24 protein-coding genes are annotated in these 24,764 nt (G+C 37.7%); 8 read left to right on the top strand and 16 right to left on the bottom strand.

Annotated elements, in window-relative coordinates:
- Window positions 1-3 precede the first annotated feature (3 nt).
- The 7 genes from ACNKXS_RS11235 (at window position 4) to ACNKXS_RS11205 (ending at window position 5,971) form a co-directional block, all read left to right on the top strand.
- Window positions 4-489, top strand: coding sequence for a GyrI-like domain-containing protein (locus ACNKXS_RS11235; protein ID WP_299155600.1), 486 nt, complete (start codon window positions 4-6; stop codon window positions 487-489).
- Window positions 490-500: 11 nt separating this feature from the next.
- The gene (locus tag ACNKXS_RS11230) at window positions 501-1,319 is read left to right on the top strand and encodes a DUF1853 family protein (RefSeq protein ID WP_417920924.1); all 819 of its coding nucleotides are present in this window, start codon (window positions 501-503) and stop codon (window positions 1,317-1,319) included.
- On the top strand, window positions 1,316-2,080 hold the full coding sequence (locus ACNKXS_RS11225) for a sulfite exporter TauE/SafE family protein (RefSeq protein ID WP_417920923.1): 765 nt from the start codon (window positions 1,316-1,318) through the stop codon (window positions 2,078-2,080). Before ACNKXS_RS11230 ends, ACNKXS_RS11225 begins: the two co-directional genes overlap by 4 nt.
- Before the next feature lie 35 nt (window positions 2,081-2,115).
- The gene (locus ACNKXS_RS11220; RefSeq protein ID WP_417920922.1) at window positions 2,116-2,994 is read left to right on the top strand and encodes a cation diffusion facilitator family transporter; all 879 of its coding nucleotides are present in this window, start codon (window positions 2,116-2,118) and stop codon (window positions 2,992-2,994) included.
- A 115-nt stretch (window positions 2,995-3,109) separates the two neighbouring features.
- Window positions 3,110-4,264 (top strand): baeRF7 domain-containing protein, encoded by a 1,155-nt coding sequence (locus ACNKXS_RS11215; RefSeq protein WP_417920921.1) that lies wholly within the window; start codon window positions 3,110-3,112, stop codon window positions 4,262-4,264.
- A gap of 108 nt (window positions 4,265-4,372) precedes the next feature.
- Entirely contained in the window at window positions 4,373-5,113 is a 741-nt protein-coding gene (locus ACNKXS_RS11210) for an NYN domain-containing protein (protein ID WP_295179413.1), read from the top strand.
- A gap of 6 nt (window positions 5,114-5,119) precedes the next feature.
- Window positions 5,120-5,971, top strand: coding sequence for a pirin family protein (locus tag ACNKXS_RS11205; protein ID WP_417920920.1), 852 nt, complete (start codon window positions 5,120-5,122; stop codon window positions 5,969-5,971).
- 24 nt (window positions 5,972-5,995) lie between these two features.
- On the opposite strand, the gene ACNKXS_RS11200 is transcribed toward ACNKXS_RS11205, so the two are convergent.
- The 3 genes from ACNKXS_RS11200 to ACNKXS_RS11190 form a co-directional block, all read right to left on the bottom strand.
- Window positions 5,996-8,296, bottom strand: a complete 2,301-nt coding sequence (locus tag ACNKXS_RS11200) for a choice-of-anchor L domain-containing protein (protein WP_417920919.1) — start codon at window positions 8,294-8,296, stop codon at window positions 5,996-5,998.
- 502 nt (window positions 8,297-8,798) lie between these two features.
- Window positions 8,799-9,482 carry a response regulator transcription factor gene (locus ACNKXS_RS11195; protein ID WP_417920918.1) on the bottom strand — a complete coding sequence of 228 codons (684 nt, stop codon included), beginning with the start codon at window positions 9,480-9,482 and terminating at the stop codon, window positions 8,799-8,801.
- Window positions 9,472-11,043 carry a sensor histidine kinase gene (locus ACNKXS_RS11190; protein WP_417920917.1) on the bottom strand — a complete coding sequence of 524 codons (1,572 nt, stop codon included), beginning with the start codon at window positions 11,041-11,043 and terminating at the stop codon, window positions 9,472-9,474. The genes ACNKXS_RS11195 and ACNKXS_RS11190 overlap by 11 nt, the downstream gene beginning before the upstream one ends.
- A gap of 125 nt (window positions 11,044-11,168) precedes the next feature.
- Here ACNKXS_RS11190 and ACNKXS_RS11185 point away from each other — a divergent pair, with 125 nt between their 5' ends.
- A complete protein-coding gene (locus ACNKXS_RS11185) occupies window positions 11,169-11,567 on the top strand; it encodes a hypothetical protein (protein ID WP_417920916.1) in 399 nt (132 codons plus the stop codon).
- A 59-nt stretch (window positions 11,568-11,626) separates the two neighbouring features.
- Here the strand turns inward: ACNKXS_RS11185 and hisIE are convergent, their stop codons facing one another.
- From hisIE to ACNKXS_RS11120, 13 genes are all read right to left on the bottom strand, one after another.
- The gene (gene hisIE, locus ACNKXS_RS11180; RefSeq protein WP_417920915.1) at window positions 11,627-12,250 is read right to left on the bottom strand and encodes a bifunctional phosphoribosyl-AMP cyclohydrolase/phosphoribosyl-ATP diphosphatase HisIE; all 624 of its coding nucleotides are present in this window, start codon (window positions 12,248-12,250) and stop codon (window positions 11,627-11,629) included.
- 4 nt (window positions 12,251-12,254) lie between these two features.
- Window positions 12,255-13,010, bottom strand: coding sequence for an imidazole glycerol phosphate synthase subunit HisF (gene hisF / locus ACNKXS_RS11175; RefSeq protein ID WP_417920914.1), 756 nt, complete (start codon window positions 13,008-13,010; stop codon window positions 12,255-12,257).
- A gap of 51 nt (window positions 13,011-13,061) precedes the next feature.
- Window positions 13,062-13,790: a 1-(5-phosphoribosyl)-5-[(5-phosphoribosylamino)methylideneamino]imidazole-4-carboxamide isomerase gene (hisA, locus tag ACNKXS_RS11170; RefSeq protein WP_417920913.1), complete on the bottom strand. Its 729-nt coding sequence runs from the start codon at window positions 13,788-13,790 to the stop codon at window positions 13,062-13,064.
- A 1-nt stretch (window position 13,791) separates the two neighbouring features.
- Window positions 13,792-14,373 (bottom strand): imidazole glycerol phosphate synthase subunit HisH, encoded by a 582-nt coding sequence (gene hisH, locus ACNKXS_RS11165; protein WP_417920912.1) that lies wholly within the window; start codon window positions 14,371-14,373, stop codon window positions 13,792-13,794.
- The gene (gene hisB, locus ACNKXS_RS11160) at window positions 14,373-15,512 is read right to left on the bottom strand and encodes a bifunctional histidinol-phosphatase/imidazoleglycerol-phosphate dehydratase HisB (protein WP_417920911.1); all 1,140 of its coding nucleotides are present in this window, start codon (window positions 15,510-15,512) and stop codon (window positions 14,373-14,375) included. Before hisB ends, hisH begins: the two co-directional genes overlap by 1 nt.
- Window positions 15,509-16,555: a histidinol-phosphate transaminase gene (gene hisC / locus ACNKXS_RS11155; protein ID WP_417920910.1), complete on the bottom strand. Its 1,047-nt coding sequence runs from the start codon at window positions 16,553-16,555 to the stop codon at window positions 15,509-15,511. The genes hisB and hisC overlap by 4 nt, the downstream gene beginning before the upstream one ends.
- The gene (gene hisD, locus ACNKXS_RS11150) at window positions 16,555-17,841 is read right to left on the bottom strand and encodes a histidinol dehydrogenase (protein ID WP_417921247.1); all 1,287 of its coding nucleotides are present in this window, start codon (window positions 17,839-17,841) and stop codon (window positions 16,555-16,557) included. The genes hisC and hisD overlap by 1 nt, the downstream gene beginning before the upstream one ends.
- A 9-nt stretch (window positions 17,842-17,850) precedes the next feature.
- On the bottom strand, window positions 17,851-18,714 hold the full coding sequence (gene hisG / locus ACNKXS_RS11145) for an ATP phosphoribosyltransferase (RefSeq protein WP_299155611.1): 864 nt from the start codon (window positions 18,712-18,714) through the stop codon (window positions 17,851-17,853).
- Between the two features lie 210 nt (window positions 18,715-18,924).
- A complete protein-coding gene (locus ACNKXS_RS11140) occupies window positions 18,925-19,740 on the bottom strand; it encodes a prohibitin family protein (protein ID WP_417920909.1) in 816 nt (271 codons plus the stop codon).
- A gap of 14 nt (window positions 19,741-19,754) precedes the next feature.
- Window positions 19,755-21,791 carry a hypothetical protein gene (locus ACNKXS_RS11135; protein WP_417920908.1) on the bottom strand — a complete coding sequence of 679 codons (2,037 nt, stop codon included), beginning with the start codon at window positions 21,789-21,791 and terminating at the stop codon, window positions 19,755-19,757.
- Between the two features lie 311 nt (window positions 21,792-22,102).
- Window positions 22,103-22,849, bottom strand: a complete 747-nt coding sequence (gene fabG / locus ACNKXS_RS11130; RefSeq protein ID WP_026916300.1) for a 3-oxoacyl-[acyl-carrier-protein] reductase — start codon at window positions 22,847-22,849, stop codon at window positions 22,103-22,105.
- A gap of 111 nt (window positions 22,850-22,960) precedes the next feature.
- Window positions 22,961-23,836 (bottom strand): succinate--CoA ligase subunit alpha, encoded by an 876-nt coding sequence (gene sucD, locus ACNKXS_RS11125; protein ID WP_141877647.1) that lies wholly within the window; start codon window positions 23,834-23,836, stop codon window positions 22,961-22,963.
- Window positions 23,837-23,987: 151 nt separating this feature from the next.
- A partial coding sequence (locus ACNKXS_RS11120; RefSeq protein WP_417920907.1) for a hypothetical protein occupies window positions 23,988-24,764 on the bottom strand: 777 nt, incomplete at its 5' end.

The raw sequence follows: 24,764 nt of genomic DNA, 5'->3' as shown, positions 1-24,764 counted from the left end.
AAAATGCAACCAAAGATAAAGGAGATTGAAGCTGTTAAACTTGCTGGTATAAGTAAGGAAACCAGTATGGCGAATGATAAAACAGAAGTGCTCTGGAAACGTTTTATGAGTATTAAGGTAAAGACACCATCCCTGGCCAATCGGGACTTATATTCTGTAGAACAGTATAAAAAAGCATTTCTAAAAGGCGAATTTGATCCTCAAACAAAATTTGAAAAATGGGCCGCAGTTGAAGTAGACGATTATGCAGAATTACCTGAAGGTCTTGAGAAATTGGAACTGGAAGGCGGATTGTATGCCGTTTTCAGACATCGCGGAACGGCACAGAACTTTGCCGGAACAGCGAAGTATATTTTTGAGGACTGGCTTCCAAAATCTGAATATCAGCTTGCACATCGCCCTCATTTTGAGATCATGGGAAGTGATTATAAAGGACCCGATGATCCTGAATCTCTCGAAGATATTTACATCCCGATCAGTCCAAAATAGTCAAAGGTTATATGCTATCTCATTCTTCGGAAGTCGACCTAATAAGTCAGTTTACAGGATTTTTAGAAACGTCAGATATTAGAAAAAAATACCGTTCTGAAATTCCTGTTTTTGAATTTCCCGAAGTAGATATCACTGAGGAATTAATAGCTGAACTTAAAAAAATTGATCACCCCAGGAATTCTGTTTTGGGCAAAAGGATGGAAAGTTTTTTTGAAATAGCCATCAAATTTTCCAAACGTTACAAACTTATTGCTTCCAATATCCAGGTCAATCAACAAAAGATCACACTGGGTGAACTAGACTTTTTACTCTACGATTTTCAAAATAAAAGACCTTTACATGTGGAGCTGGTTTATAAGATCTATATTCTGGACCCAGAAGTAGGTCAGGATGAAAAGATGTTCATAGGTCCCAACAGGAAAGATTCTTTTCTGGAGAAAATGGAGAAGATCACTACGAAGCAATTACCGCTACTAAAACATCCGGAAACTCAAAGTTATCTGAAAAAATACGATCTGGATCTGGACAAAATAGAGCAACAAATATGCTTTAAAGCTCAATTGTATTCTAATGATCCTGATGCTACATCGCAAGATGGTAAATATCTTAGCCTTCAGGAATTTAAGGAACTGGATAAGAATAATGCAGTGTTCTATGCTCCAAAGAAAAATTTGTGGAGCGCAAAGCCAGAATCCTGCAATCACTGGCATTCATATGCTGAAATAATGGAAGAAATTTCCGAACTTTTTCAGAAGAAAAAATCACCACTTATATGGATGAAGCATAAGGATAGCTTTTCAAGGTTTTTTGTAGTATGGTGGAAATGATACTGACTTCTAACATTTTTGAAAATATAGATCTGTTCAATCTGCTTATTCTTTTGCTTTCAGGAATTGTTGCATTTATTATTTCAACGATCTCTGGTGGTGGTGGCGCACTAGTTCTTGTACCGTTTCTTAACTTTCTACTTGGAACTCCGCAAACACCACCCGTTTTGAATCTGGGAACTTTTATTGGCAGACCTGCCCGGCTTATAATTTTCTGGAAACATATCAACTGGCAGGTTTTCTGGTATTACGTTCCTCCTGCTCTACTTGGAGCTTTACTCGCCGGCTGGTTCTTTACACGAATCAATGCGGGCTGGCTACAAATTATGGTGGGAATATTCTTGATAAGCACAGTATTTCAATATCGCTTCGGAAAGAAGGAACGATCATTTCCTGTTAAACTATGGTACTTCATACCATTAGGGTTTATAGTTTCTATCCTGGGAACTGTAATTGGAGCTTTAGGACCAGTTCTCAACCCTTTTTATCTCAATCTGGGTCTCGATAAAGAAGAGTTAATTGCGACAAAAACCGCGAACTCATTCTTCCTTGGAATCGCACAAATTGGTAGTTATACGTTCTTCGGACTTCTTTATACCGAATTATGGATTTACGGAATTGCCTTAGGTCTTGGAGCGGTATTAGGAAATATCATTGGTAAAAAATTCCTGGGTAGTATGAAAAGTTCAAGTTTTCGTAAGCTACTGATCATTCTTATGGTAGTTAGTGGGATTTTATTGATCTACAATCAGCTGAAATAATTAAAATTAATAGCTTTGCAGCCTAATTCACTTCTATGCGTCCCGAATATAAAGAGGCAGTTAAAGCATCCTATTTTAGTATCGCGGGAAATGCTTTGTTAGCAATAGCTAAAGCAATTACTGGAATCTTTGGTAACTCTTATGCTTTGATCGCAGATGCCATAGAATCCACCACCGATGTTTTTTCTTCTTTCCTGGTTCTTTTAGGCATTCGTTATGCCAACAAACCTGCTGACGAAAATCATCCTTACGGGCATGGAAAAGCAGAACCTCTTATTACGTTCATGGTTGTGGGTTTTCTGATTGTATCAGCTACCATCATTGCCTATGAGAGTATTGAAAATATACAGACACCTCACGAAGTTCCTGAACCCTATACACTCATAGTTCTCGCCGTCATCATTATTATTAAAGAGTTATCCTATAGGTTCGTTTCTAAAAAAAGCGATGAGACAGATAGTTCTGTACTTAAAGCAGATGCATGGCATCATAGAAGTGACGCTATTACATCATTTATGGCCTTTGTAGGCATAAGTATAGCCCTGCTGATGGGTGAGGGATATGAAAATGCTGATGACTGGGCAGCACTTTTCGCTTCAGGTTTTATTCTGTTTAATGCTTACCTTATCCTAAGACCGGCTCTGGGAGAAGTTATGGATGAGCATCGCTATGAAGATATAGAAATGGATATAAGAAGTGCGGCCCTGGGAGTTCCAGGAGTTGTAGAAACAGAGAAATGTTACGTACGCAAAACAGGTATGACCTACCACATAGATTTACACATTGCAGTGGATGCAAATATCACGGTTAAGGAGGGTCATGATATTGCACATGAAGTCAAAGACCAAGTGCTGGAAAATGTTCCCCAAGTCGCAGATGTGCTGATCCATGTTGAACCAGACGACGAACTTTAAGCTAGTTCACAATATTTTGAGACTTATTAAGAAAGATTTAGTAGTAAGCACAGGGCTTTCGCTTTGAAGTGTTTCACAATAGACTTACCTTTTAACTACCAAAAAAATTAAAGATATGTCTATGATAAATGAAAAGGAATTTAAAGAACTAGCTAATTATAAAAACGACACTTGTGTGTCTATTTTTATTCCAACACAACGTGGTGGAAAAGAAGTTTTAGAACAGAAAAACCTCAAACACTTACATTCACTTTGGACTGAAGCAAGTAAAAAACTTTCAGCTAAGGGATTTGAAAAAAGTAAGTTAGATACGATGTCTAAGAAGTTTGAAGAACTACTGGACGATAAAGATTTCTGGAGACACCAGTCAGATGGACTGGCAGTTTTCGCTGCTCCAGATTATTTCAAAACTTTCAGTCTTCCCGTAAATTTTGAGGCTTACACTTATATTTCCGAAGAGTTTTATGTGAAACCACTAATACCAGCAATGAATGGTGATGGCAAATTTCATATATTATCTTTACAGATAAGTGATGTGCAGTTATATGAGGCCAGTAAATATTCTATAACTCCAATCGATATCGATGATCTTACACCTTCAGAGCTTGAAGAACGTGTAGGGTACGATTATAAAGAAAAAGCTCTGCAATTTAGAACGCAGGGAGCTGGAGGAGAAAAAACTCAGTTTCACGGTCACGGTGGTAGTGAAAGAGATGAAAAAGATGAGATCAAACAATTCTTTCGCGCGGTAGATCAAGGACTGCAAAATTATTTAAACAAAGAAAAGTTACCATTGATCGTTTACTGTCAGGATTATCTATTTTCAATTTACAAAGAGGCTAATACTTACAATCACCTTGTAGATGAAGTTGTGGACGGTAATCCAAATGACTCAGATCTACTGGGAGTACATGAAAAGTCTCTGAAGATCGCGGAAAAATTTCTGAATAAGGATCGCGACAGCAAGCTTGAGAAATATAAAGAGCAAAGTCAGACAGAGAATACCTCTTCTGCTCCAAGTGATATCATGGCGGCGATCCATCAGGGAAGAATCGATACATTATTTGTCGAAAATAGAGCCGAGATATGGGGAACTTACGACGAAGATCAAATGAAAACTGAGATCGACGATGAGCAAACCAGTGAAAATAGCTCTCTTATGAATCTGGCGGCGAAGAAAACTATCGAAATGGGCGGAAACGTTTATTTAATTCAGGATTATTTAATGCCTGAAAAAGAATCTAAAATGAATGCACTATTCAGATTCTAACATTTTTAAAAGTTAATGGAGCCCGGAAATATTTTCCGGGCTTTTTTTATTCCCTCTTCTTAGCAAAAACTGAATTTAACCTTAACTTTATCCAACCAAACCAGAAAAATGGATACAAACTTAGCCGTGCTCATTGATGGAGACAATATTCCTTCAGCACATATAAAAGAAATGATGGAAGAGATTGCCAAATATGGTAATCCTACGATCAAAAGAATATACGGAGACTGGACCAAACCTCACTTAAACAAGTGGAAAAGTGTGCTTCTTGAAAATGCCATTCAGCCAATTCAGCAATATGGATATACCCAGGGAAAGAACGCTACAGATTCTGCAATGATCATCGATGCCATGGACATCCTCTACTCTAATAAAGTTGATGGCTTCTGCCTGGTTTCTAGTGATTCAGATTTTACACGTCTTGCAACCAGACTTCGTGAAGCTAGCATGAAAGTTATTGGTATTGGTGAAAAAAAGACTCCAGATCCATTCATTGTCGCCTGCGATAAGTTCATCTATATTGAAATTCTGAAGAATAATTCCAAGGAGAATGAAAATGAGAATGATAAGGCAAAAACCAAGGAGAGTAGAAAACAGAATGTAGACAAGATCACTCCAAAGGTGGTCCGATTAATTTCACAAACCATTTCTGATGTTGCCGATGAAGATGGCTGGGCGTTCCTTGGGGATGTTGGAAGTTTACTTCAGAAAAAACAACCGAATTTTGATTCACGTAACTACGGTTTCCAGAAGCTGACTCCAATGATAGATTCTATTGAAAAGTTTGAAATAGAATCCAGAGAGAATTCCAATTCCCGTTTTAAGCTTATCTATGTTCGAAATAAATAAATGCTAATGCGGAATATCAAGAAACTACATAAAGCTGAATATCGCCCTATCGGGGATTTGAAGACCTGGTCTCCTATGCCAACCAGGGAATTACAAATGCTCGATCCATTTTTGTTCTTAAATCATCACGGTCCGCAAACCTATGATGCGAACAACCAGGGATTACCGTTCGGCCCGCATCCACATCGGGGTATGGAAACGGTCACTTTTATCATTGAAGGTGATATCACGCATAAGGATACTGGTGGACATACTAGTGTAATTGAAGCCGGAGGCGTGCAGTGGATGACTGCGGGAAGCGGACTCTTACATGCCGAAGTCTCTTCAGAAGAATTTAAAAAGAATGGTGGTGACCTCGAGATCCTCCAATTATGGGTGAATCTTCCTCAAAGACTGAAGATGATGCAACCACAGTATAAAGGACTTCAAAAGGAGCAGATCTCCGTCTGGGAAAATGAGGAAAGATCGATCAAAGCCCAGGTGGTTTCCGGTAATTTTAAAGGGATACGCGGGGCTTTTGATACTCCAACTTCTGTGGATCTGGCTGTAGTACACTTTAATGCTAATACAACTCTGGAGCTGGAAATTCCCAGAGACGAAACGATCTTCTTTTATGTAATTTCTGGGGAACTGAATGTAAACGATATTCTGGTGCCTGCCTTACATCTGGCAGAATTTTCCAATAACTCTGAAATTCTGAATATCCAGGCTTCAGTAGATAGCAAACTATTGATTGGTCATGCTAAACCACTAAAGGAAAATGTTGTTTTTGGAGGACCTTTCGTGATGAATTCTGAAGATGAAATCAGGCAGGCCTACGATGATTTTCACTCTGGAAAGATGGGTAGCTGGGATTAGTTGCCCTAAAAATTCTTTCAGTCTTTATCTTATTAAGCTGAAGTGTCCGGTTAATGTCACTTCTCCGTTTTGGATCAGACTAAACCAGTATTCTCCAGCAGGTAGATCTACATTTTCAAATTTACCGTTCCACCTGGCATTCTTAGCATCCAGCACAGTATATAATTTACCATAACGGCTATAGATCTGTACAATATAATCTGAAGCAATACCATGAACGGTCCAGGTATCATTAAAACCATCACCGTTTGGAGTAAAGAAAAGATCATATCCAAAAATGGATATTTCTTTTGAAATCACGTCGCAAGCCTTGGTATCCCGAACATATACTGTATGAATTCCTGGTGGGACATTACTAAAAATCGAACTCGGCTGAAATTGCCCGATATCGTCCAGCGAAAATTCATAGGTAGCATTTCCAGTGATATCAATCTCCACCTCGTATCCATTAATAAGGTTCCTTATATTCACCTCCTGAATGATAGCTGTTCCTATAAGATTAACTTCGAAATTTCTTGAACTTATGCAGGAATTTTGATTGGTTACATCTGCCCTATAATTCCCTGGTGCCGAAACGTAAATTTTCGAGGATGACTGCGGAAGTTGCTCCTCTTCGTAAAACCATTCAATTGAATAATCTTCTGAAGCATTCGAGTCCAGACCAGAGTCAAGCAACAATTGTTCTTCATTAGCATTGCATAAACTTAATACCAAATCTTCCGGAAGTTCAGCAACACCAGCATTTTGAATTGGTAAAACCGCAAAGCCTACACAGGCTTCCTGATCAAGAAGTTTCACATATAGCTTTTCCTGTTGTATTTCAGAAAATGAAATGTCTGTTAGTATTTCAGATTCCTCATTTAAGGCATCGTTTTTACTTAAGTAAATCTGGAAGTCGGAAGCATTATTGTTTTCTTCAAAAAGATGATCTCTTAGATCGCTGATTTCTAAGCTATTACTACCAGATCCTTCAGCTGAACAAATCGTAAATGCGTCCAAAATGGTTTCAGAAGCTATAGTAAGTTTTATCTCTGTGATTTCAGAACATCCAAAACCATCATGAACAGTCCCGTAAACGATTGCCGGACCAGAACTGTGATTTTCTGGATCGGTGATCTGATTAACTCCGTTTTCGGCATCTGATCTATTTATAAAAAACTCTTCTACCACCGTTCTCTGATTCGGATTCAAAATTTGGGAAGCACTTTCAAGCAAGTTGAAACTGGCAGTTTCAGCATCAGAAAAACCACATGCGACAAGTTCTGCCGGGCTATAATCTATTTGAGGATAATATTCTATTATCACGTTACCCTGGGCAATGCAGCCTTCCGTAGATGTTAATTCAATTGAGTATTCACCAGGTGTGTCTACACGTAGTTGACCACCTGTCTCATCCTGCAGCAGAACACCGTTTCTGTACCATTCCACATGATCTCCTGTTGCAGTAGACGGTTTAAGTAATACACTTTCACCATAGCAAATAGCATCATTATTCTGAACCAGCCGATCTGGCCCAAGATCTGCACTGGATTGAAAACTTCCAGCTTCCAGGAATACTGCAGAATCATATTTATCATTGAGATCATCAGCGATTACAAGCTTAACATGATATGTTTCTCCTGGGATGACATCTGCGACAGCATTCAAAACTTTCGTCTGACCATCGAATATCGTTTCAGCATCAAAATTGAAGCGATCAAAATAAGCTTCGTTAACAGCTGGACAATTGTCAGAAATATGAGGATGAACGGTCGTATTCAAAATGGGAGTTTGAGTACCCGGGACGACTGCAAGGTTTTTATAAGTGATTTCATCTGCTTTCCGAATGAAAAAAGCAAAAGCATCAGAAAAATAACATGTCACTGAATTATCAAATTGATATTCTTCAGAAGCAAAAAGATAGCGAAAACTAATGCCGGCAACATTGGGTACGAAATCAAATTCTATAACCGTGGCATTATAGGAGTCGATATTAAGTTCTTCCTCTAACTGACTATCACCATCCCAGCCGGAATGAAAGTCATTTGCCAGACTGGAAGTGGGCTCTGAAATCGTTTCAAGTTTTCCCGTGCTTAAAACCAGTCCATTACTAATTGGAAACTCTGTGCCGCCTGCATCAAAATACCCGAAACTTTTACTGCCATCGGTAAAATTTGCTCCGGAAACATTGGTCACCACAACATCTGTAATGCAGTCACTTTGTATAAGCACTTCTTCGATAAGTTCCTGTGCAGTATATCGATCCTGATCCACCTGTATGCTCTGAGAGAAAACAAATTCTGAAAATTGCAGAAATATCAAAACGAATAATAAGCGTCGCAGCATACTGTAAAATTACGTTCTTGCGACCTTTTAGAAAACTTTTTTTGCATTCACTTAATTAAAACTTGATAAGGTTTAGGAATCCAAAATTTTCTGTTTAATTATTGCGATACAATTAGACAAAACTGTACAAAGTGGTGATTACAATCTCTGGTAATACAATTTCAGACTTTTAAAAAATGTAACATTTATTAAAACCACATAATAGACCTGAGAATGCAATTGCTATCGTAGATGAGGATCAGAGTGAATAACATCTTGAGAATTGACATTACTTTGATAGCATCTTCAGAAATTGCGATAAGAAATACCAGGACTGTATAATATTTCGATATTGATAGTAGGTAAAATATCCCTACGGCGTATTTATCAAAGTAGAGAAAATAATTGGTGCGGTATAAAATATTGGAAATTCTATAGAAAAGATCCTGCAGTAGTAACCTATTCCGCAAACTCGCTGAAAGACAATTGTGGAACTAGTTATAAAATTACTTTAAGGGATTCTTTAAACTATAAGTTTATACCCAAAGCCTCTAACATTGAGTATCTGTATCGACTCATCTTTTTTAAGCTTTTTTCGTAACTTGGTAATAAACACATCCATACTCCGAGCGGTAAAAAAATCATCGTGTCCCCATAACTTTTCGAGAATATAGGTTCGATCAAGAACTTTATTGCGATTATTATAAAGATTGAATAATAGATGTGCTTCCCTATGAGTAAGTCTTATCTCCTCTTCATTTTTATACTTTAGAATCTGCTTTGGGAAATCAAAGGTATAAGTTCCTATTTCAATTTTTTCCGAATTCTTCTGTACCTTCTTCCTTGATAGAAGATTATTGATCCTAACGATCAATTCTTCCATGCTAAATGGTTTTTTGAGGTAATCATTTCCACCAATTGAGAATCCTTCTACTACATCCTTAGTTTGAGACTTTGCCGTGAGAAATATGATCGGGATTGTGTCATCAAAATTTCTGATCTCTTTCGCAAGCGAGAATCCATCCTTTTTAGGCATCATTACATCCAGCACCAACAAATCTGGTTTGTTATTTTTAAAAGCCTGTAAAGCTATCTCGCCATTTTCGCAATGTTGTACCTTGAAATTCCTGCTTTCAAGGCTTTCCTTAGTAATATAAGCCAGGGAAGTCTCATCTTCGGCCAGTAATATCTTGATTTTATTTTCCATCAGGTAGGTTTATTTTAAAACTGGTTCCATTTTTCTGCAATTTTACTTCTATAGTTCCGCCATGTTTTTCAATAACCTTTCTCGTATAATATAGACCAATTCCAAATCCTTTAACGTCATGTATATCTCCTTTAGGCACCCTGTAAAACTTATCAAAGATCAAATCAAGATCTTTCTGCTTTAATCCATTACCATTATCCAAAACTTCAATATTAATGTAATTTGCCTCTTTGTTGAGCACAACATGAATTAGATCACCGCCATATTTAACTGCATTATCAATCAAATTATTGATCGCATTCTCAAGGTGAAAAGGGTCCCCAATGAAATGAATCACTCCAGACTTATTTCTTCGCTCAAGGGTTTTCTCCTTAAGATGCATTCTATGGTTATCAACACAGTTTTGAATTAATCGCGTCAGGTCAATTTTCTCAGCCTGGAATTGCAAATGGTCTTTGTCCAGAGTGGCAGTTTCCAATAATTTCTCTACCATTAGATTTAGCCTTTGAAGTTGAACTTCAGAAATATCCAGATAGTTTCTGGTCTTCTCTTTATTCTTCAACGCATCAAAATGCTTCATTCCTTCAACTGCCGCAGAAACCGTGGCAATAGGTGTTTTAAATTCATGAGTGATATTGCTGATAAGGTCATTCTTCATTTCAGCAAGCTGTTTTTGATTGTTTATGATCTTCAGTAGATAAAAGAGAATACCTATAACTCCCAAAATCAATACTACTGAAATAAAAATACCAGTTAAACTTCTTAAAAAAACTTCCTGATTCGGATTGTCAAAATAAATTAGCAATGAAGTGCCTTTGGGAAGAAAAGAAGATTCAGACCGTGATTCGAGTTCAGCATTTGCAACTAAGCTCTTATTAACGAATGAACTTGTACTGTCTTTTTTTATAAACTGCAATCCATAAGAAGATCTAATATTTTTTCGAGCTAGCTCTTTTTTGACTATTGTATCAAACACTTTAAGTGGAATAGAATCTGAAGTGTAGGTGATGATGATTTGAGAGGTTAGAAAATCAATATCCAGCGCTGACTTTATACTTGAAGTGTCTTCATCCATAGCTTTTAAGTCTTCCATGGTAACTTCAGGAATTCTTAATTTAGTAGAACCTTTTACAACACCATCCTCGTTATATTTAGTGTTATTAACATTGAACCCAGCTCCCGAATTTTTCAGTTCCAGAGCCTGCTTTGCAGAATCTGCTTGCTTCCCCTGGTAGATCTTTACCTTATCTGAGGATAAATTTTCAACAGAGTCAATTCCAGCAATACTTTTACTTCTGTCTATTCTTTTGGTAATGCTGTCTAAAGTTTCATCTTCAAAAATGTCGAACCCCTCATTTGGCTCAAGTGCCAATGTGTTTTTCTCAGCTTCATCAGCGAAATATATATTCACAGCATTATCAAGGCTTACCTGAACATCATTCACTAATTGAATTTTGTTATTCTGATAATTTAATACATTCCAATATATCTGAATACTTATCACTACAGTGATTATTCCGATAATGGCATATATAGCGTACTTATATCTCTGCGCGTTCATAAGTCAAATGTAATTTTTTTAAAAGACTAAATACGAATCTGTTAACACTCGATAACACTAGTTAACCAGCATTAAAGGAAATGATGCTGAAGTTTGTATCAGTAATAATCATTAAAACTTAAATTATGAAAACTTTATTTTTTGTTATCGCACTTGGATTTTCAACTCTAATGGTTGGTCAAAAATCAGAAAAAACGAGCAGTACTGTAACTTCAATGAACTACGAGGATAGTACAGAAGTAGAAAACATGAACTTAAGCAATTTGAAAATTGATGTTTCTATGAAAAGTCTGAAAGAACTTAAGGAATTTGAAGTGGAAAATCTAAGAGAGATTTTTGACGAAATGAAACCAGACGAAAAAATTGAATTTAGTTTAAAATATATTTATCCAGAAAAGGTAAATAATGTAGAAATGACTCGTTCTTTCAGTTATAAATTAGAAGGAAATAGCAATAAAATCGATGATTTAATAACAAGTATTAGTGAAATTCAGAAAATAGCTATTAGAGTTGCGAGTAAGTAATATTCGTACATGCATCAAAAATGGGATTTGAAATGAGGCTTTTTCAAATCCCATTTTAACTATTTATGTCTTTGCTTTAAAGTCTTTACGATATCCTCCAATCCGTAACCTTTGGCTTTTAAAAGGATCATATAATGGAATAATAGATCTGCACTTTCATTTAAAAACAGGTCCTCGTCATTATCCTTAGCTTCAATCACCACTTCTACAGCTTCTTCACCAACTTTCTGGGCGATCTTATTGAGTCCTTTATCAAACAGGGAAACCACATAACTATTCTCATTTTCCTGTCTGTTTATCTTTGGTGTTTCACTTAGTTTCTTCCTGCTGGCGATAATGCCTTCCAATTCTGAAAGAAAACCGTATTCTGCTGAGTTTTCCTCAGCCCAGCAAGTGTCGGTTCCCTTATGGCAAACAGGACCTTCAGGGCGAACTTTGATGAGTAAAGTATCCTTATCACAATCAAGTTTTATAGAAACCATGTTCAGGAAATTTCCGCTTTCCTCACCTTTGGTCCATAGTCTCTGTTTGGTTCTACTGAAGAAGGTTACTTTTTTGGATTCGTTGGTTTTCAGGTAAGCTTCCTCATTCATATAGCCAAGCATCAATACCTTTCCAGTATCCTGATCCTGAATGATCGCCGGAACGAGTCCGTCGTTATTTTTATTAAAATCGATATCCATAATATTATATTCTTACCGGAATTCCGGAATTTTTAAGACTGTTTTTTAGATCTGAAATCTCAATTTCTTTAAAGTGAAAAACGCTTGCAGCCAGAGCGGCATCTGCTTTACCTTCCATAAAGGTATCTTCAAAATGCTGGATATTCCCTGCACCTCCAGATGCAATGATTGGTATATTCAATTCTTCTGAAAGCCTGGCTAAGGCTTCATTGGCAAAACCATTCTTGGTACCATCGTGATCCATAGATGTGAACAGGATCTCTCCAGCCCCACGGCTTTCAACTTCTTTGGCCCATTCAAAAAGATCCAGTTCAGTTGGAACTTTTCCTCCAACCAGGTGAACCGTCCATTTGCCATCAATATTTTTCGCATCAATAGCAACCACCACGCACTGACTCCCAAATTTTTCTGATAATTGGTTAATAAGATCAGGGTTCTTTACTGCGGAAGAGTTTATAGACACTTTATCTGCACCATTCTTAAGAAGTATGTCTACATCTTCTACGGAAGAAATTCCACCACCAACAGTGAATGGAATATTAAGTTGTTCTGCTACGTCAAGAACGAGTTTTGCCAGCGTTCTTCTTTTTTCTTCAGTAGCTGAAATATCCAGAAATACCAATTCGTCTGCTCCTTTTTCAGCATAAGCAGCGGCAAGTTCTACTGGATCACCGGCATCACGCAAGTCAACGAAATTGACACCCTTAACCGTTCGGCCATTTTTTATATCCAGACAGGGAATTATTCTTTTTGTAAGCACAAATCTTAAATTTCAAGGTTTTTGAGTAGTCCTAAGTTAAAAGGTCTACTCCTATTCGTTTTCTAAAATATAATTTTCAAGTTGCTTCAGACTAATACGATTCTCATAGATCGCTTTTCCTATGATCACACCTTCGCAACCAAGTTCCTGCAACTTTGGAAGTTCATCAAAATGTGATATTCCACCAGAAGCGATCAATTTAATATCTTTAGTTTCGTCCAGAATCTCAGCATAAAGATCAAAAGATGGACCTTCAAGCATTCCATCCTTACTAATATCTGTACAGATCACATATTTGATACCTTCAATTTCAAAATTCTGAATAAAAGGAATCACCTCCTGTTTGGATTCTTCCAGCCAACCTGAAACTGCAATCTTTTTATTTCGGGCATCTGCTCCAAGAATGATCTTTTCAGCTCCAAATTTGGTAAGCCAGGATTTAAAGATCTCTGGATCTTTTACCGCGATACTCCCACCGGTAATCTGGTTCGCTCCACATTCAAAAGCAATCTCCAGATCCTTATCTGTTTTAAGTCCGCCACCAAAATCCACATTTAAAGAAGTTTTTGAGGCAATGGATTCCAGAATTTTATGGTTAACGATATGACTGGATTTAGCTCCATCGAGATCTACCAGGTGAAGGTATTTGATACCATGTGCTTCAAAAGATTTAGCCACTTCCAGAGGATCTTCGTTGTATATTTTCTTTGTGTTGTAATCTCCTTTAGAGAGTCTTACGCACTTGCCGTCGATAATATCTATCGCAGGGATAATTCGCATATTATAAGTTCAAAAAGTTCTTTAAAATCTGTTCTCCGGTTTTACTGCTTTTTTCAGGGTGAAATTGTACACCATAAAAATTATCCCTGTTTAAAGCAGTGGAATAATCAACCCCGTAATTTGTTCTGGCAATTTCATCGCTGCATTCCGGGACGTAGAAGCTATGCACCAGGTAAACATATTCTTCTGCAGACACATTTTCAAAAAGTTTACCTCGAAGTTCGGTGATCGTATTCCAGCCTATTTGAGGCACTTTTAGATCTGCATTAAATTTCTTCACTTCAGCATCGAAGATACCTAATCCAGTAGTATTTCCTTCTTCCGAAGATTTACACATTAACTGCATTCCCAGGCAAATTCCAAGTACCGGTTGCTTCAAATCTGGAATAAGCTTATCTAATCCAGTAGATCGCAACATTCTCATGGCGCTACCAGCTTCTCCAACCCCCGGAAAAATCACCTTATCAGCATTCTGAATTTCTTCGGCATTGCTGGAAAGGACAGCTTCAAAACCCAGTCTCTGAACAGCAAACTTAATGGATTGGATGTTACCTGCCCCGTAATCGATAATTGCAATTTTCATTATAGCATTCCTTTTGTAGATGGAAGGATCATTTTCTCTGTATCTCGTTTAACCGACATTTTTATCGCTTTGGCAAAAGCTTTAAATATAGCCTCGATCTTATGATGTTCGTTCGAACCTTCAGCCTTGATATTTAAATTAGCTCTGGCACCATCTGTAAACGACTTAAAGAAGTGAAAGAACATTTCCGTAGGCATTTTACCGATCATTTCCCGTTTGAAATCTGCTTCCCAAACCAGCCAGTTTCTACCACCAAAATCAATAGCCACCTGGGCAAGACAATCGTCCATTGGTAAACAGAAGCCATATCGTTCCATTCCAAGCTTATTTCCAAGCGCTTTCTTGAACACTTCACCAAGAGCAATGGCCGTATCCTCAATGGTGTGGTGTTCATCCACTTCCAGATCACCATTAACTTTGATCGTAAGGTCCATTTGTCCATGCCTGGCTAATTGATCCAGCATATGATCGAAAAAGTCGATACCGGTACTAATATCGCTTTTCCCGGTACCATCAAGGTTTAGATCGATCTTAATATCTGTCTCGTTCGTTTTTCTCTCGATCCCGGCTGTACGATCCTTAAGTTTTAAAAATTCATAGATTTCCTTCCAGGAAGCCGTTTTTAAGGCAATATGCTGAGTTACTTCTTCTTTATCTTTCGAAATTTCGTCTGCAGCCAGATCTTCATGTGTATCTATAAAGATGCCTTTTCCTCCAAAGTTCATGGCAAACTCCATATCTGTAAGCCTGTCCCCGATCATAAATGATTGCTGAAGATCATAATCTTTATTATCTAAATATTTCTCTTCCAGCAGTCCGGTATTGGGTTTGCGGGTTTTAGCATTGTCTTTTGCAAACGTACGATCGATCAATTGTTCTGAAAATTTTACGCCCTCGCTTTCAAAAGTTCTGGTAATAAAATTTTGATAAGGCCAGAAATCTGATTCAGGAAAACTGTCGGTTCCAAGTCCGTCCTGATTGGTGACCATCACCAGTTCATAATCCAGTTCTTTGGCAATTTTATTCAGGTAAGTGATCGCCTGGGGATAAAACACAAGCTTATCGATACTGTCGATCTGGTAATCTTCAGGTTCGTGGATAAGAGTTCCATCGCGATCTATAAACAATACTTTTTTCATGATTCTAATTCTTTGAAGGCCTTGAGTAAATTCTGATTTTCTAATGCTGTTCCTACTGTAATTCGAAGACAATTTTCGCAAAGAGGTTGCTTACTTCTATTTCTAACGACAATACCTTTACCGATCAATTCCATATATCTATGATCTGCATCATCCACCTTTATGAGTAGAAAATTAGCATCTGAAGGAAATATCTTTGCAACATATTTTAGCTGAAGTAATTGTTTAGATAAAGCATGCCTTTCATTCTTAATATCAATTACTTGCTGTTTTATTCCTGAATAATCCTGAAGACCTTTAATTGCTCTTTGCTGCGTTAGTTCATTTACATTATAGGGTGGCTTGATCCTATTCAGAATTTTAATGATCTCTGCTGAAGCGAATAGCATTCCCAACCTGATCCCGGCCATCCCGAAGGCTTTTGAGAAAGTTTGAGTGATGATAAGGTTTGGATATTTATCAAGTGATTGCGACCATCCTGCAACGTTTGAAAAATCTATATAGGCTTCATCGATTACGACCAGACCTTTAAATGATCTTAAAAGCTTCTTTATAGTTTCAGCATCAAAAGAATTCCCGGATGGATTATTCGGGGAGCACAGAAACAATAATTTGGTATTTGCATCTACAGCTTCCAATATTGCATCTACATCAGGTTCAAATTCTGAAGTTAATAGCACTTCCCGATTTTCAATATTATTAATTCCAGAAAGCACCTTATACATTCCGTAAGTTGGTGGCAAACTTATAATATTATCTTTCCCGGGTTCACAAAATGCCCTGAAGATGAGGTCCAGAACTTCATCACTTCCATTCCCAAGTAATATTTGCTTTTCAGGAACCTGCTTAATTTCTGAAATTTTTGATTTCAAAAGCATTTGCCGTGGATCTGGATACCGATTCAGTCCGTTCTCAAACGGATTTTCATTCGCATCCAGAAATATCATTGCTTCACCATCAGTTTTGTATTCATCCCTGGCAGATGAATATGGCAGAAGACTTTTCACGTTATCCCTTACGAGATTATTCAGATCGAAATTCATTATTGGTTCAGTGATTTTAATCTTAAGGTTACAGCGTTCTTATGAGCCTGTAATCCTTCAGCTTCTGCCATTAATTCGATTGCAGGACCTATATTTTTAATGCCTTCTTCTGAAACTTTCTGATAGGTGATCTGCTTCATAAAACTATCCAGATTCACCCCGCTGTATTGTTTCGCATAACCATTGGTTGGCAAAGTGTGGTTGGTACCCGAAGCATAATCACCGGCACTTTCGGGAGCATAATTTCCAATAAAAACGGATCCCGCATTCATAATATTATCCACAAAATAATCCTCATTTTCTGAACATACTATAAAATGCTCCGGCCCATACTCATTAATTAGTTCCAGAGCGGTCTCTTCCGTCTCTACCAGAATAAGTTTCGAGTTTTCGATCGCCTGTTGCGCAATGGCCTTTCGAGGTAGTTCATCGAGCTGCTTTTCTACTTCATCACTTACCAGCTCCAGCATTTTTTCTGAAGTACTTACCATGATAACCTGGCTATCTACGCCGTGCTCCGCCTGACTCAACAAATCTGAAGCAACAAAAGCCGGATTCGCTGAATCATCAGCATATACTAGTAATTCTGATGGTCCCGCAGGCATATCTATCGCTACCTGGTATCTTGTAGCTAGCTGCTTTGCCACAGTAACAAATTGATTCCCTGGCCCGAAGATCTTATAAACTTTGGGTACACTTTCGGTACCAAAGCTCATTGCTCCAATCGCCTGAATTCCACCAATTTTAAAAACCTGTGTTACTCCGCATAATTTTGCAGTATATAAAACTGCAGGGTTTACGTTTCCATTTTTATCTGGCGGTGTACAAAGTACGATCTCCTCGCAACCGGCAATATTTGCTGGAGTTGCCAGCATCAAAATAGAGGAAAACAAAGGTGCAGTTCCGCCAGGAATATAGAGCCCCACCTTCTGTATCGCCTTTTTTTCCTGCCAGCAATTTACTCCATTCATTGTTTCCACAACAACTCTTTCAGTTCTCTGTGCTGCATGAAATATTTCGATGTTCTTTTTAGCCAGTGCTATCGCCTCTTTTAATTCTTGAGAAATTTCAGCGGAAGCTGCATCCATTTCAGCAGCAGAAACCTTGAATGTATCCAGATCGATTCCGTCGAAAGCTTGAGTATATTTTCCAACTGCTGCATCTCCTGTAAGCCTGATCTCGTCAAAGACCTTGTGCACTGTTTGCTCAATATCGGCAACCGTTTGAGTTGGTCGTTTTAAAATTTCGCTCCACTTAGATCTGTCAGGATTGTTGATCGTGTTCATCATTGTAAATTAAAGTACCATAGTTTCTATTGGTGCTACCAGAATTCCTTCAGCACCATTACTTTTCAGTTCGTCCAGAACTTCCCAAAATCTATCTTCATTGATCACGGTATGGATCGAACTCCATCCTTTCTCTGCCAAAGGTAAAACAGTTGGACTTCTCATCCCGGGAAGCAGACTAATAATCTTTTCTAATTTATCATCAGGAGCATTCAGTAGGATATACTTTGAAGTTCGTGCGTTTAATACAGATTTTAATCTGAATTGCAGTTTTTCAAGGATCTGCTTGCGTTCTTCAGAAATTTTAGGAGAGATGGCCAGTACTGCTTCACTTTTCAGCATTACTTCAACTTCCTTAAGTCCGTTTTTGAAAAGTGTACTTCCGCTGGACACAATATCGCAAATAGCATCTGCAAGTCCAATATTAGGAGCAATTTCAACAGAACCATTAATGATATGAAGATCGGCAGAGATACCTTTCTCCTGCAGATAGTCTTTCACGGTGTTTGGATAGGAAGTGGCAATTTTGAGCCCGTCAAGGTCATTAATACTGTTGTACTTGAAAGACTTAGGCACCGCGAGGGAAACTTTACACTTTGAAAAACCAAGTTTCTCTCCTCTAATTATATCTTTTCCTTTCTCAATAAGCACGTTCTCCCCGATGATTGCAACGTCTACCACTCCATCTCTTAAATATTGAGGTATATCACCATTACGTAAATACATCACTTCCAATGGAAAATTTCGGGATGATGCTTTTAGCTGCTCTTTTCCATTATCGATGGAAATACCTGCATCTTTTAAAACTTTGATAGAATCTTCAAAAAGTCTTCCTGACTTCTGTACTGCGATCCTTAATTTTTGCTGACTCATAATTTAGTTAATATTAGGAATAAAAAAACCCGCTTGATTTCTCAAACGGGTTATGATATTATAGTTAGTGTTACAACATATCAAATTTACCTCGCTTGAGCGTGGAGTAAAAAATGATGGTGATGTACATTAAAATTCGTCATTGTGATGCCAAAGCTAAATAAAAATCTGAATTATAAAACCAGTTTTTTAATTTTTAATATTTGTTTATTAGTTGTCACCAAGAATAATTGGCATTCCACCTTCACCAGAACCTATAACAATCACTTTGCTATTTGGTGATTTTGCCAGTTCCACGGTAGCCTGAATTCCTTTTTCCTGTAATACCTTATCTGTAAGTGATTCGCTAAGAATAGTATTCGCACGGGCTTTACCTTCAGCATCAATTCTTTGTCTTTCTGCCTCTTGCTCTGCTTTTGAAAGTCGGAATTCGTACTCAAGTGATTCCTGTTCCTGTCTAAGCTTACGTTCGATCGCATCTTTGATCGTAGACGGCAAGGAAACATCTCTTACTAAAACTTCATTTACCTGAACATATTGATCTTCCAGAAGCAGGTTTGTTTCATCAAAGATTTCCTTCTGAATTGCTTCCCTTTTACTGGCATAAAGTTGCTCCGGATTGTACCGACCTACCACAGCCCTGGTTGCAGATCTTATGGCTGGCTGAAGTAAACGTTGAATGTAAGCCTCTCCTTTTTCCTGGTGCAACTTACCAAGAGCTTCATATTCTGGCTGAAACCATACGGAAGCATCCAGGCTAATTTCCAGACCGTTTGAAGATAATACAGTCATTTCTTCATCGATGGATTGCTGGCGCACTTCGTAGACAAAAACTTTGTTCCAGGGTGCAACTACGTGAAAACCTTCAGAAAGAGGACTTTCTTCAGTTACAACTCCACCACCAAATGTTTTATAAAGAACCCCGGCTTCTCCGGAATCGATAGTTACAGTAGATTTTGCTAATAAAATTATTACAATGACTAACCCGATAAACAACGGGATACCGATTTTAGGTAATCTTTCCATATAAATTTTTGAACTTAAATTAGGCCCTTATATTTTCGGTAAAGCCATTCCAGGGCTAGGGCAAACACAAGAAGAAATAGCAGGTAGTACCAGTCTATCAAAGGTACGGTTTTTTGTTCGCTTTTAAGAACTGGCCTGTGACTATCATTCTTCAATAAGTAGTCTTCAAAAGTTTTAAACTGATCTTCGTAAAAAACGCTTGAATTATTGTTTGTTGCCAGAAATTTCATAGAAGCCAGGTTTGCTGTTTGCTGTTGCTCTTCCGCATTATAATCGAGCACGTTGAAAGCTCCATTTTTAAGCAAATTTGCATTTTCAGCCTGTAATTTATAGGTGTAATTCCCTGGTGCAAGATTCCCGATCTCTGCCACATATTTGAGGTTGCTAGCTACCAGATTAGTTTTTAAAACAGTATTTCCAAGACTATCCGAAATACTGATATGAAGATTAGCTCCTGAATCGAAGCTGTAATTCTCGTCGTAATAAGCAGCACTTATTTCTACAAGTTCATTCTCCAGAAATGTTTGAGGATGCTCTGCGATCAATCTTTCGTTCGATTTCAGAGCGCTTAAATTCTGTACCAGGTCTCCAATAAACACATTGAACTGCTCAAAACTCTGGTGTTTTCGAAAAATTGCTGCTCTCCAGCGCCAAATATTTTCACCAGTGAGCAAGCCAATTTTTGGTTGGACTCTGGAAACAGCAAGAAGCGGACTATTAGTTTCGACTCCCTGTATTTTTTGATATAACTGTACTGCGTAACGATTTGCATCGATTTCCGTTTCGCCAAATGCAATTTGTAAGGGCGGCAGATCTTCGTAGGCTAAATGTTTTGGCTGATAAATGGCAAAGTTGTCATTCTTTACAGCAAAGACATCCTGAGGCTGATCGATGCTGTTTTTGAAAAATCCTAATTGGAGTTCGTTCAGAAATTGCCAGTCGGTTTCGGGTCCTGTAATGAACAGCTTTCCTGAATCAAGACCAGAAATTGACTCCAGAATTTTATGAAAGTTTCGGTTTACATTATGTAGTATAAATAATTGTATATCAGTTATTTCAGAGTTAACAAAATCACGAATATATTTTATTTCAATCTTGCGTTGTGAGTTCGATTCTATAGATGCCATTAAAGCACCCAGATCTGGATGAGGACCTGCACTTAGAATCATGATCTTAGAGCTTTCATCTACAATTTCAACGGAGAACTTTTCAGTATTGTTTCTGAAATTCTTCTCATCTGGTAATTTGCTCAGCCTGGCAGTATAGTTTTTGAGTCCGATACTTCTAGCTTCCAGTTCAGCATTTATAATAATTGATCTATTCTTTTCAGAAAATTCCATATCTTTCTGAAAAACAACTTTTCCTGAATTCAAAATCTGCAGTTTCGTAGTGCGTTCGTTAGAACCAGAATAGTTCAGGAAAACTTCAACAGGAAATTTATTATTCAGGAAGGCATACCTGTTTACATTGATTCGCTGAATAGCTACATCTTCGAAACTACTTGTATCCCCTATGATTATAGGTAAAATTTCAGTAGTTCCAGAAGATTTATGATATCGAAAGTCTCTGCCGGTATTTTGATTTCCATCACTAAGCAAAACAAGTACACCTTTATTGTTATTCATTAGCTCTTCAGCATGTTTTAAAGACTGCTGAATATTGGTGAGTTTTTCACTGAAGTTTGAAGAACTATCTGAAGTGATAAGTTCCCTTCCGAAGTGATAATTGATAATATCGAATTTGTCATTCAGTTTTTCTGAAGAAAGAATCTTGTTTTGAAAATTCTGAAGCACAGAATCCTTCTGAAGAATTTTAATAGACTCTGAAGCATCAGATAGTATTACCAGCTTCTCTTTCACCTGGAAACTTTCAGTGTGAGTGATCTCGGGATTGATAAGTATTAAAAGAATTAGAAATATAGAAAAACTACGAAGTCCGAAAAGTGCTAAATTCCTGGAACTTTTTGGGTTCTTATAAAAATTCTGAAAAAAAGAAAACCCCAGAGCTATCAAAAGCGCCAGGGTTATCAATAATATGATTTGAAAGTTCATTAATTCACGTTGGTCTAGTGAAAATACAAATTATAGTCTGATTAAAGTATCTATAGGCCACAAAGCTCGATTAATTCTAAATCTTGAGTTTACTGCACTCAATTCGCAGATCTCCTTCTAAAATTTAATTCACTCCATTTATACGGAATAAATTTCAGAATAAGGGCTAGTCCCACTCCCATTAATGCACCGCAAAGAGTCTGAAATATAGAATCTTCAGGCAACAAATATGTGGCGATTACAGATAAGACCATCATCGCAAGTCCCCTCCATTGATTCCAATTTAATTTTAGATTCATAAGATTATTCAATTAAGTATGCATTCCACCATCAACATGGATCACCTGTCCGGTCACGTAAGAACTCAAATCACTACCAAGATACACACATGTGTTTGCGATATCTTCAGGCTTTCCACCACGTTTTAAAGGAATAGAATCTCTCCAGCCCTGTACTGTTTTTTCATCCAGCTTTTCGGTCATTTCGGTTTCGATAAAACCTGGAGCCACAACATTTGTTCTAATATTTCTGGAACCAAGTTCCTGAGCCATCGATTTTGAAAACCCAATAATACCGGCTTTAGATGCTGCGTAGTTTGATTGACCGGCATTTCCAGTCACTCCTACTACAGAACTCATATTAATGATACTACCAGAACGTTGTTTAAGCATCGTTCTTTGTACGGCTTTGGTCATATTAAATATAGACTTCAGGTTAACCTCTATCACCTTGTCAAAATCTGCTTCGCTCATTCGCATCAAAAGATTATCCTTTGTAATACCAGCGTTATTGATCACAATATCTATAGATCCAAATTCAGCATTTACATCATCGATCAATTTCTGTGCTTCTTCGAAACTGGCAGCATTAGATTGGTAGGCTTTAGCTTTTACACCTTTAGCTTCTAATTCTTTTGCAAGATCTTCAGCAGACTGTGCCGAAGAATTATAGGTGAATGCGACATTGGCTCCATGCTCGGCAAAAACCTGAGCGATTCCTTTTCCAATACCTCTACTACCACCTGTGATGATGGCATTCTTTCCTTGTAGTAATTTCATATAACTTGATCTTGGTTAATTGTCTTTTCAAATATAGCAAAAGCCCAAGGCTTTGCATAAAAAAACCCTTCTTAGAGTATAAGAAGGGTTTCAAATTATTTTGGGTTTTGCTTATCCTTTTAAAACTTCAGCAACTTTCATCCCTATTTCAGCAGGAGAATCAACCACGTGGATTCCATTCTCTCTCAAAATTTTCTTTTTAGCCTGAGCAGTGTCTTCACTTCCTCCAACGATCGCACCGGCATGTCCCATTGTACGTCCTGCAGGAGCAGTTTCTCCAGCGATAAATCCAACAACTGGCTTTCTGTTACCGTTCTGCTTAACCCACTGAGCGGCATCAGCCTCAAGCTGACCTCCAATTTCACCGATCATTACAATACACTCAGTTTCATCATCGTTCATCAACAATTCTACTGCTTCTTTCGTAGTAGTTCCAATAATTGGATCTCCACCAATCCCAATTGCAGTAGTGATACCAAGACCTTGTTTTACAACCTGATCTGCAGCTTCATAGGTAAGCGTACCAGATTTAGATACGATTCCTACTTTTCCTTTTTTGAAAACGAAACCTGGCATGATACCAACTTTAGCTTCTCCCGGAGTGATCACGCCTGGACAGTTAGGCCCAATAAGTCTGCAATCACGGTCTTTAATATAGTCTGAAGCTTTTACCATGTCTGCAACTGGTATACCTTCAGTAATGGTAATAATCACTTTAATTCCAGCATCGGCAGCCTCCATGATGGCATCTGCAGCGAAAGCTGGTGGTACGAAGATGATAGAAACATCTGCTCCAACCTGCTCTACAGCTTCTGAAACTGTATTAAAAACTGGCTTATCAAGATGCTTTTGTCCTCCTTTACCAGGAGTAACTCCACCAACTACATTTGTACCGTATTCTATCATTTGTTCAGCATGGAAAGTACCTTCACTACCGGTAAAACCCTGCACGATTACTTTAGAATCTTTATTGACTAAAACGCTCATAAATGTCTTTTAATTTAGGAACACAAAAGTATGTTTTTAAATATAAAACCTAAAGTCATTTTATAGATTATTGTGAGAAAAAACCTTAAAGTTGATATAAAATGATCCTTAAATGAAAAATCCCGATGAGTTTACAACGGGATTTCTAAAATTATCTACTTCCTGTAATCTTCATTAAACCTTCGGAGTCTCCAGTTTGATTAACATAAATATTAGTATAGTTCTTTGATTCTATTATTTTAGTTGCTTTTTTAGCCGAGATCTTTTTGCCATTATAGAAAAAACTTCCACCCTCTGCATAAACCTCTTTGATAGTTCTTAATGGATCTGGAGCAGTTGGCGGTACTGGAGGATTTGGTAGTACTTTTTGTTTGTTCTTGTCTTTAAATTTAGACTTGTTCTTAAAATATTGGTTTTTAACGTCCTTCTCTTCCTTAACGTAATTAATCTCTAAGGATTCAGCGGCTGCTAGCTCTTCCTCATTTGTAACATCTTTACCTGACTTAGACCCCTTGAGACTTTTGGGCGGTTTTGGTGGTTTTGGAGCATTTTGTGGTTTTGCTGACTTAGGCGGTTTTGGCGGCCTTGGAACTTGAAAATCTTCATCACGATGCACTGGAGGTGGCGGTGGAAGAATATCATGACCGCTAACTTTAGACATTCTGCTTTTCCTGAATTCGCTATTTAGAGATTCCATAAATCCGGGTGCAGGATCCATCACTTGCATTCTGAAATTATAATTTTTCAATTCTTCGTCTGTTTTCCCTCCAGAGAGCTTATCCAGAGTTTCACTTAACTTATCTGGATTCGTTTTTACTCCATTTACTCGAAGCGTGTTGCCGGATACCTGAATACTGAAGAGATTGTCTCTCTGTTCTCCAACATTTGAGATTTTGGAGGCTGGATCTCTGATTTCCATGGCCTGTAC

The organism is Christiangramia marina (genome assembly GCF_048285865.1).
Taxonomy (GTDB): domain Bacteria; phylum Bacteroidota; class Bacteroidia; order Flavobacteriales; family Flavobacteriaceae; genus Christiangramia; species Christiangramia marina.
The sequence above is the reverse complement of the archived record's forward strand: the minus strand, read 5'-3'. Positions and strand labels throughout refer to the sequence as shown.

Coding starts and splice junctions, on each gene's coding strand:
- ACNKXS_RS11235 (WP_299155600.1), top strand. CDS start 4: ATGCAACCAAAGATAAAGGAGATTGAAGCTGTTAAACTTGCTGGTATA.
- ACNKXS_RS11230 (WP_417920924.1), top strand. CDS start 501: ATGCTATCTCATTCTTCGGAAGTCGACCTAATAAGTCAGTTTACAGGA.
- ACNKXS_RS11225 (WP_417920923.1), top strand. CDS start 1,316: ATGATACTGACTTCTAACATTTTTGAAAATATAGATCTGTTCAATCTG.
- ACNKXS_RS11220 (WP_417920922.1), top strand. CDS start 2,116: ATGCGTCCCGAATATAAAGAGGCAGTTAAAGCATCCTATTTTAGTATC.
- ACNKXS_RS11215 (WP_417920921.1), top strand. CDS start 3,110: ATGTCTATGATAAATGAAAAGGAATTTAAAGAACTAGCTAATTATAAA.
- ACNKXS_RS11210 (WP_295179413.1), top strand. CDS start 4,373: ATGGATACAAACTTAGCCGTGCTCATTGATGGAGACAATATTCCTTCA.
- ACNKXS_RS11205 (WP_417920920.1), top strand. CDS start 5,120: ATGCGGAATATCAAGAAACTACATAAAGCTGAATATCGCCCTATCGGG.
- ACNKXS_RS11200 (WP_417920919.1), bottom strand. CDS start 8,296: ATGCTGCGACGCTTATTATTCGTTTTGATATTTCTGCAATTTTCAGAA.
- ACNKXS_RS11195 (WP_417920918.1), bottom strand. CDS start 9,482: ATGGAAAATAAAATCAAGATATTACTGGCCGAAGATGAGACTTCCCTG.
- ACNKXS_RS11190 (WP_417920917.1), bottom strand. CDS start 11,043: ATGAACGCGCAGAGATATAAGTACGCTATATATGCCATTATCGGAATA.
- ACNKXS_RS11185 (WP_417920916.1), top strand. CDS start 11,169: ATGAAAACTTTATTTTTTGTTATCGCACTTGGATTTTCAACTCTAATG.
- hisIE (WP_417920915.1), bottom strand. CDS start 12,250: ATGGATATCGATTTTAATAAAAATAACGACGGACTCGTTCCGGCGATC.
- hisA (WP_417920913.1), bottom strand. CDS start 13,790: ATGCGAATTATCCCTGCGATAGATATTATCGACGGCAAGTGCGTAAGA.
- hisH (WP_417920912.1), bottom strand. CDS start 14,373: ATGAAAATTGCAATTATCGATTACGGGGCAGGTAACATCCAATCCATT.
- hisB (WP_417920911.1), bottom strand. CDS start 15,512: ATGAAAAAAGTATTGTTTATAGATCGCGATGGAACTCTTATCCACGAA.
- hisC (WP_417920910.1), bottom strand. CDS start 16,555: ATGAATTTCGATCTGAATAATCTCGTAAGGGATAACGTGAAAAGTCTT.
- hisD (WP_417921247.1), bottom strand. CDS start 17,841: ATGAACACGATCAACAATCCTGACAGATCTAAGTGGAGCGAAATTTTA.
- hisG (WP_299155611.1), bottom strand. CDS start 18,714: ATGAGTCAGCAAAAATTAAGGATCGCAGTACAGAAGTCAGGAAGACTT.
- ACNKXS_RS11140 (WP_417920909.1), bottom strand. CDS start 19,740: ATGGAAAGATTACCTAAAATCGGTATCCCGTTGTTTATCGGGTTAGTC.
- ACNKXS_RS11135 (WP_417920908.1), bottom strand. CDS start 21,791: ATGAACTTTCAAATCATATTATTGATAACCCTGGCGCTTTTGATAGCT.
- fabG (WP_026916300.1), bottom strand. CDS start 22,849: ATGAAATTACTACAAGGAAAGAATGCCATCATCACAGGTGGTAGTAGA.
- sucD (WP_141877647.1), bottom strand. CDS start 23,836: ATGAGCGTTTTAGTCAATAAAGATTCTAAAGTAATCGTGCAGGGTTTT.